7 protein-coding genes and 2 tRNA genes are annotated in these 7,490 nt (G+C 72.2%); 4 read left to right on the forward strand and 5 right to left on the reverse strand.

Annotation, left to right across the window (positions count from 1 at the left end; translation table 11 throughout):
* Positions 1-146: 146 nt before the first annotated feature.
* Together ACL02O_RS26685 and ACL02O_RS26690 are read right to left on the reverse strand one after the other, a co-directional pair.
* Positions 147-1,199: a CU044_5270 family protein gene (locus tag ACL02O_RS26685; RefSeq protein ID WP_412820916.1), complete on the reverse strand. Its 1,053-nt coding sequence runs from the start codon at positions 1,197-1,199 to the stop codon at positions 147-149.
* Positions 1,199-1,834: an RNA polymerase sigma factor gene (locus tag ACL02O_RS26690; RefSeq protein ID WP_412820923.1), complete on the reverse strand. Its 636-nt coding sequence runs from the start codon at positions 1,832-1,834 to the stop codon at positions 1,199-1,201. The genes ACL02O_RS26685 and ACL02O_RS26690 overlap by 1 nt, the downstream gene beginning before the upstream one ends.
* Positions 1,835-2,496: 662 nt before the next feature.
* On the opposite strand from ACL02O_RS26690, the gene ACL02O_RS26695 reads away from it, so the two are divergent.
* Positions 2,497-2,829: a hypothetical protein gene (locus tag ACL02O_RS26695; protein ID WP_412820917.1), complete on the forward strand. Its 333-nt coding sequence runs from the start codon at positions 2,497-2,499 to the stop codon at positions 2,827-2,829.
* Positions 2,829-2,978: a hypothetical protein gene (locus ACL02O_RS26700; RefSeq protein WP_412820918.1), complete on the forward strand. Its 150-nt coding sequence runs from the start codon at positions 2,829-2,831 to the stop codon at positions 2,976-2,978. The genes ACL02O_RS26695 and ACL02O_RS26700 overlap by 1 nt, the downstream gene beginning before the upstream one ends.
* 111 nt (positions 2,979-3,089) lie before the next feature.
* On the opposite strand, the gene ACL02O_RS26705 is transcribed toward ACL02O_RS26700, so the two are convergent.
* A tRNA-Arg gene (locus tag ACL02O_RS26705) sits at positions 3,090-3,162 on the reverse strand.
* Between the two features lie 36 nt (positions 3,163-3,198).
* Positions 3,199-3,289, reverse strand: a tRNA-Ser gene (locus ACL02O_RS26710).
* Positions 3,290-3,424: 135 nt separating this feature from the next.
* Here ACL02O_RS26710 and ACL02O_RS26715 point away from each other — a divergent pair.
* Entirely contained in the window at positions 3,425-5,257 is a 1,833-nt protein-coding gene (locus ACL02O_RS26715) for a hypothetical protein (protein WP_412820919.1), read from the forward strand.
* Positions 5,258-5,427: 170 nt separating this feature from the next.
* Here ACL02O_RS26715 and ACL02O_RS26720 read toward each other — a convergent pair whose 3' ends face one another.
* Entirely contained in the window at positions 5,428-6,201 is a 774-nt protein-coding gene (locus ACL02O_RS26720; protein ID WP_412820920.1) for a CPBP family intramembrane glutamic endopeptidase, read from the reverse strand.
* Between the two features lie 145 nt (positions 6,202-6,346).
* Between ACL02O_RS26720 and ACL02O_RS26725 the strand changes: the two genes are divergently transcribed.
* Positions 6,347-7,468, forward strand: a complete 1,122-nt coding sequence (locus ACL02O_RS26725; protein WP_412820921.1) for a globin domain-containing protein — start codon at positions 6,347-6,349, stop codon at positions 7,466-7,468.
* Positions 7,469-7,490 lie beyond the last annotated feature (22 nt).

The following is a 7,490-nucleotide window of genomic DNA, read 5'->3' on the forward strand; positions in this document are numbered from 1 at the left end:
CGCTAATGGCCCGACCCGGTGGGCGGTGGACATCTTCCTAAGGTCATTTGCCGATAGGGTCTTACCCGCGTGACCAGTCGATCTGCTCGGCGGCCAGGTCTATCCGCGCCATGCCGTCACCCCCCAGGTGCGCCGGATGCTGGACTTCAGCCGGTCTGGCCGGCCTTGTCGACAAACTTCGCCGCCACCCGGGTGATGGTGAACTGAACCTCACCCCGCTCGATCCGAATGGGCCCCGTGGGCGACGTGAACGTGTGATCCTTGGCCGCCACGGAGCGGTACCCGACGAACTCGTGCGTGCCGGCATCCAGCAAAAGTTGCTCGAAGCGCCAACCCTCCTGAACGCGGCCGACCGCCACCACCGGCCGCCCGTTGACCATGACCGTCCCCGGCTCCTGGGTAGCCCCAGGAACCATGCCGATCGCCCGCCACAGCGCCGCCGCGACCCGTGGCGGGAGCACGTTGCCCTCTAGAATCATCGCGAGGCGGCCGAACAGAAGGTTGTCCATGTCATCCGATGGTCTGACGCGTGCTGGTACGCCACCACCAGCCTCATGCTGCAGTTGCCTGCGGACGGCATCGAGCAGCTTGCCCGGGTCGGTGGGCAGCGCGACCGCCTCGGGGTAACCATTGTCTTGCGTCCACGTGTCGAACTTGCCGGTGTCGGGGTTCCATTCGGCCATCTTCAAGCCGTCGACGCTGCGCCACACCTCGGTGTTCTCGTCCTGCCGCTGGCCCTTGTCCTTGGCGATCGAACTCGGGTTGCTCTTTTGGTCCTTGACGTAGACCCACTGGTCCGGGCGGGGCGGCGTGTACGGTTGCGCGGCTGCATACTGGGCGGCCAGCTCGAACGCGGGGGCCGTGGCGTGCTTCGACGGTGGGTTCTGCGCCGCGTGCTGCGGCGTGGTGTCAGTGGGCAGGCTGCCAGCGGGCACGGTGCCGGTGTGCAGGGCCCCGGTACCGACTGCCACGGCGGCGACAACGGCGGCCGCCAAGCCCGCGGTGGCGAAAAGGAGCCGCCGCTGCACCCGGCGGGCCGCCCCGACGGACTCGCGTTGGTCCCGCTGGATCTCGCTCATCAGAAACTCCTGAAGTTGGCGCTGGCGGCCGCCCGGTAGATCAACCTCCGCCAGTTCCGGCAGCAGCCTGGCCACCTCGTCACGGTCATCGCCGGCGGGCTGGTTCGGGGTCATATCCATCAGATCTCCTGAACGAACCGGACCGCGTTGTCGCGGTCGACTGTTACCTGTCCGGGGCGGGCCGGCGGTTCCCGCCGCATCCGCTGAGGCTCCACAACACCCCCGGCGATGAGTGCGGTGAGCTTCCTGCGGGCCCGGGAGAGCCGGGAGCGGACCGTGCCAACCGGTATGTCCAGTGCTGCCGCAGCCTGCGCATAGTCCAGGCCCGACCAGACACACAACGCCAGCACCTCACGCTCGGCGCGCCGTAACGACCGCAGCGCCGCCACCACCCGGGCCAGCCGCTCGCGGTCGGCCAGCCGGCTGGTGACGCCCTCGGCAAAGTCCGGTTCCGGTTTGGCATCGGGCAACCGCGCCAGCGCACCCTCGTGGCGCCGCGCGGCCCGACGCACGTTGCGCGCCACGTTGGTGGCGATGCCCAGCAGCCAGGGCCGCAGCGAGCCGGCCGCATCACCGATGTCGACCCGTTCGCGCAGCCGCCACGCCTCCAGAAACGTCAGCGACACCACGTCCTCCGCCGCCGACCAGTCACCGATCAGCCGGAAGGCATGGTTGTAGACGGCGCGCACGTGCGCGTCGAACAGTTCACGGAACGCCTGAGGATCCCCCTGGCGAACCCGATGGCGCACATTCATCTCCACACGTGATAACTGTCCGCGGCTCACGTCCCGGTTCCCGTCAGGAGCAGTGAAGGGCGCCAGCAGCCCTCGGACGAAGTCACGCACCGGGCGACGCGGCTTGGGCCTGCGGAAACCTGCCCGACCGTCAACATCAGGTCGTCGAACAACACCCGCCACCGCTGCGCGTCTACCCGTCCTCCGAAGCAGTAGCACCTGCAACTTCGGCCCTCCGCACGGCCTCTCGGAAGCGAGCCTATGGGTCGAGGCAGGAGAAGTAAGTTCCCGCAAATCAACAAGCTCCGCGCAGTACTGTCCGGTCCGCCCGAACTGGCCGGTCAGATCGCGCTGGCTTGAACTGGCCGGAAGATCGCTGAGGACAACACCTCTGCACATACCGCTCCTTTGCCTCAAGCCCATCTCCGCCGTGCGCCCGCACACCGTGGAACGGGCCTGCTGCCCGGCTTCGCCCGGACTCACGGTGGTCGCGTCCACGGGGCGAAGGTGGGCGGCCCCATCTCTGTCGAAGATCCCCGCCGGAGGCAACGTTCCGGGTACTGGGGCAGTCTGCAATCGGCCGGCGCGCCGGCCGATGCCGGCGCTTACGCCGCCAGCAGGCCGAGCGCGGCCGGCGCGGCCCGCTTGCGGGCCGCCTTGACTGGGCGGCCGGCACGCTACTGGTGTCGCACAGCGTCAAGCGGATCAAGGAGCGTGACCCGGCGGCGGGCCGGCGAACCTGCCTGGTGGTCAGCGAACTCAAGACGCGACGCTCCCGGCGAACGCTGTACCTCACGCCTCAGCTAGTGGAGCTGCTGCGCCGGCATCGGGCTCGGCAGACTGAGGAACGGTTGGCAGCCGGCGAGGCATGGCAGGATCACGGCCTCGTCTTTCCGAGCGAGGTCGGCACGCCGCTGGATCCGGACAACTTCTCCCATCGGCTCTCGGCGCTGTGCAAGCGTGCCGGGCTCGGGCACTGGCACCCCACGAGCTCCGCCATTCCGGGGCCTCTCTGATGCTGGCTCAGGGCACCCCGCTGCACGTCGTTTCAAGAGTGCTCGGACACACGTCAATTGCGATCACGAAGGACGTGTACGGGCATTTGATGGAAGGTGACCGCCGTTCGGCTGCGGAGGCCATGTCTCGTGCGCTGTTCGGTCAGTGAGGCGGCCAGTGGCTCCCGGCGTGGCTCCCACAGCCGCACCGAACCGAGGACGGATACGAGGAAGCCCCCGACCTCGCCATTTCGGCTGGTCGGGGGCTGCTTTCTGCTCTGCGCGCCCGAAGGGACTCGAACCCCTAACCTTCTGATCCGTAGTCAGATGCTCTATCCGTTGAGCTACGGGCGCTTGCTGCTCGGCCAGTCTACACAACCGGCTTTCGCGCGGAGACTCCGGGATTCGAACCCGGGAGGGGCTTTAAAACCCCAACCGCATTAGCAGTGCGGCGCCATAGACCAGACTAGGCGAAGTCTCCCTGGTGGCCCGGAGGCCACCGCGCCCGAGGATACAGGTCCGTGCCCGCCCGGGGCAAAGCGACTACCGACCTACCCGCCACCCGCCGCGTTTCTCCCCGTGTGCGACGCCACGTCCCGGACTACGCTCCATCGATATGCAGGAGCAGCCGCCGAGCGATCCGCCCCGCCGCGACCCCGCCGCCAGCGCCCGGCGGAGCCGCTCCACCAAGCCGACGTTCACCCCGCCACCGGCCCCCACACCCCCCGCCGACCAGGCGGGCGCCGACGGTGACCCGGCACCCCAGCCGCGTCGCGCGAAGGCCGCGCCGATCGTGCTCTTCCAGCCGCCCGACCCCACCCTGACCGGGCCGCCGCCCGGTGATCCCGGCCGGACGCCCGGCGGGCCCGCCCCGGCCGCCGCGCCGCGGCCCCGCCCGTCTGTCGACGGGACCTCGGACGAGGTCCCGGCTCTGGGCGACGCCGGTCCGGCCGCGCGGAAGGCCACCCGCGCCCGCCGGCCCGCGGAGCCGGTCGAGGAGGTGCCGGGCACCGGCGCGGCGACCGCGCGGCCGACCAAGCGCACCGCAGCCAGGAAGGCGACCCCGCCCGCGAAGAAGGCCGCCCCGGCCGCGCGAAATCGGACCGGTCAGCCTGCGGCGGCAGCCGGTGATGCCGGACACATCACGTCCGCCGCCCGGCGTCCGGTGATCATCGACAGCGGGACAGCTGCGGCCGACACCACACCGGCCACCGCCGACGCCAGCCGGAGCGAGCCGGCCAGCGTGAGCCGCGCCATCCAGGCTCAAGCGGCCACCGGGACCGACACCACCCCCGGCCCGGCGACCGTCGAGGCCGCCACCGGCCGGGCCGAGCGGGCCGGCGACACCGGCCCCAGGGGTCCCGAACCGGTCGATCGCGCCGACGCCGCGCCGCCCGCCGACGAGCCGACCGGACCGGTGAGTACGGCCGGTGCCACCGCCGCCACTCCCGAGACGGCGCCGCCCGCGACCACGAGGTCCCGCAGGACAGCCGTCACCAAGGCCGCCGCTAACAAGAAGGCCACCCCGACGAAGGCGTCAGCGCCGTCGAAGAGGGCCACCCGGGCGAAGAAGGAAGCCCCGCCAACGGTTCGTGAGCAGGACGGACCGGTCGCCGAGGTCGCCGAGGTCGCCGAGGTCGCCGACAAGCTGGAGCACACCGACCTGGACGACGCGACCGCCGCAGCCACCCCCGAAGCTGAGCCCACCCCGATGCACCAGGGGATCGGCGGGGCCGTGCCGGAGCCAGGGCGTGCCGTAGCGGACCTGGACCGGCCGGGTGCCGTGAGCAGGGAGCCGGAGTCGGGGCGTACCTCCGGGGCGGGCTGGCGGGCGGTGGCCGCGCGGGTCCTCGGGCATCCGGGCTTCGCGCCGGAGTTGCTGGCCCTCGCGGCGGTCGACGAACTCGGACCGCGGGCCCGGGACTGGGCCGGACGGACCCGCGAGGCGTACCCGGACGCGGGTGCCGACGGGCTGGCCCGGCTGGCGACCCGACGGTTCGTCCGGCTGGCCGGTACGGGCGGGGCGCTGGCCGCGGGCACCGGACTGCTCGCGCCGGTGACCGAGCTGGCGGCTGTGCTCTGGACCCAGGCCAATCTGGTCCTGCACCTGGCGGCGGTCTACGGCCGGGACCCGGGCCACCCGGACCGGGTGGCCGAGCTGCTGATGCTGACCCAGGTGCACCCGGACGTCGGCACGGCCCGTGCGGCGCTGGACGCGGTGCGGTCGGCGGGCGCGCCGGTGGGCGGGCCGTGGCCGCGCGCGGCCGAGGCGGCGTGGCGGTTGGCAACGCCGCTGGCCGCCCAGGCGGGTGGCTGGCTGGGGCTGCGGCTGGCGGCACGGCTGCTGCCGGGGGCGGCGGTGCTGACCGCGGCGGCGGGTGACGCGGCCGCCACCGAGCGGTTGGCTGCTCGCGCGACCGGCCTCTACCGACCGGTCCGCGCCCGCTGACCCGGCACCGCCGGGCCGCGGGTCGACCTTGATCTACTCGGGATGCGGTGTCCCGGCCCTTCCCTCGGCCCGGATTCCGCGAGTTGCCGCATCCCGCGCCGCGGCGAGGGGGCGCCGCCAGCGCGCCCGCCGCGAGGGGGCGCCGCCGCGCGGGGGCTGCGCGGCGGGGGTCAGAGCCAGCCGAACCAGGATTTCGGCAGCAGCGCGTAGCCGACGAAGGCGACCACGTCGAGCAGGGTGTGCGCGACGATCAGCGGGGCCACCCGCCGGGTACGCAGGTAGAAGAGGCTGAAGATCACGCCCATCACGGCGTTGCCGACGAACGCTCCGAAGCCCTGGTAGAGGTGGTAGGACCCGCGCAGCACGGCGCTGGCCGCGAGCACCGCGCCGAACCGCCAGTTGAGCTGCCGCAGGCGGGTGACCAGGTAGCCGACCACGATCACCTCTTCGAGCACGGCGTTCTGCACGGCGGCGAGGATCAGCACCGGCACCGCCCACCAGAGGTGCGGCAGGGCGGCCGGAACCAGCGTGGCGTTGATGCCGAGGTGTGCCGCCGCCCAGAACAGGGCCAGCCCGGGCAGTCCGATCAGCGCGGCCAGGCCCGCGCCCCGGGCGAGGTCCGACCCGGGCCGGGTCAGGTCCACCCCGAGCGTCCGCGCCGGGTCGCCGGGGTCCCGCGCGAGCAGGTGTACGGCGAGCAGCACGGGCAGCAACGCGAAGCAGATCCCGAGGAGCTGGTAGGTCAGATCGAGGTACGGACGGGCCGACGCGGAGGTGTTCAGCGCGGCGGTCTGCTTGGCGAGCGGCTCCGCCGCGGTGAGTTTGGCGATCAGCGAGACCAGCGCGTACACGGCCGACTGGCCGAGGGAGAGGCCGAGCACGAGGAGCGTCTCGGTGCCCAGGGTCCGGCGGGACACCGGGCGGGTGAGCTCGTCAATCGTCACTGGACCACTGTGCCGCAGACCGGGGCCCGTCGACATCACCTCGGCATTCAGGTGAGGCGGTCGCACATTCTGTGCGACCGGCGGGCACGCTGCGTGGAGATTCTATGGGGGCCGATCCGCCCGTCAGGAGAAGGAGCGTGCCCCGGTGGAGAACTTCGCCCGACTGCTGAAGGAGAGCTGGACCCTGGTCGAGGAGGAGCGCGAACGGCTGAGCGGTCACTTCTACGCCCGGCTGTTCCTCCTCGACCCCGAGCTACGCAAGCTCTTCCCGGTGCAGATGAGCGGGCAGGGCGACCGGATCCTGGAGGCGATCGTCACCGCCACCCAGACCGTGGGCGATCCGGAGAGCTTCGACGCGTATCTGCGGGCGCTGGGCCGGGACCACCGGAAGTACCAGGTCGAGGCCGGCCACTACGAGACCATGGGCGTCGCGCTGCTGGACGCGCTGCGCTGCACCGCCGGGGACGGCTGGAACCTGGAGTACGACCAGGCGTGGCGGGAGGCGTACGCGAGCATCTGCGAGCGGATGCTCGCCGGCGCGGCGGCGGACGAGAACCCGCCGTTCTGGCACGCCGAGGTGCTCACCCACGAACGGCACGGTCCGGACACCGCCGTGCTGACCGTCCGCGCTCTCCAGCAGCCGCTGCGCTGGCAGGCCGGCCAGTACGTCAGCGTGGAGGCGCCGCGCTGTCACCCGCGGGTGTGGCGGACGTACTCGGTGGCGAACGCCCCGAACGACGACAACGTGCTGGAGTTCCACGTGCGCACGCCGGCCGGGGCGGCGGGCTGGGTGTCCGGGGCGCTGGTCCGCCGGACGAAGCCGGGCGACCTGCTGCGGGTGGCCGCGCCGATGGGGTCGATGACGCTGGACCGGTCATCCACCCGGGACATCCTGTGCGTGGCCGGCGGGGTCGGACTGGCGCCGATCAAGGCGCTGGTGGAGGAGCTGACCCGGGTCAACCGGACCCGCTGGGTGCACGTCTTCTACGGTGCCCGCCGCCCCGACGACCTGTACGGCCTGCCCGGTCTTCAGGATCTGGTGGCGGCGCACCCGTGGCTGTCGGTGACTCCGGCGTGCAGCGAGGCCCTGGGCTTCGACGGCGAGCTGGGCGACATCTCCGACGTGGTGACCCGGTACGGCCCGTGGACGGCCCACGACTGCTTCGTCTCCGGCTCGGCCGCCATGGTCCGGGCCACCCTGCGGGCGCTCGCCGCCGACGACGTCCCGCCGGGCAACATCCGGTACGACACCTTCGGCGCCCGGTAGCCGTTCCTCCCCCCGAGCCGGG

The organism is Micromonospora mangrovicola (assembly GCF_047200535.1).
In the GTDB taxonomy this organism is placed as follows: domain Bacteria; phylum Actinomycetota; class Actinomycetes; order Mycobacteriales; family Micromonosporaceae; genus Micromonospora.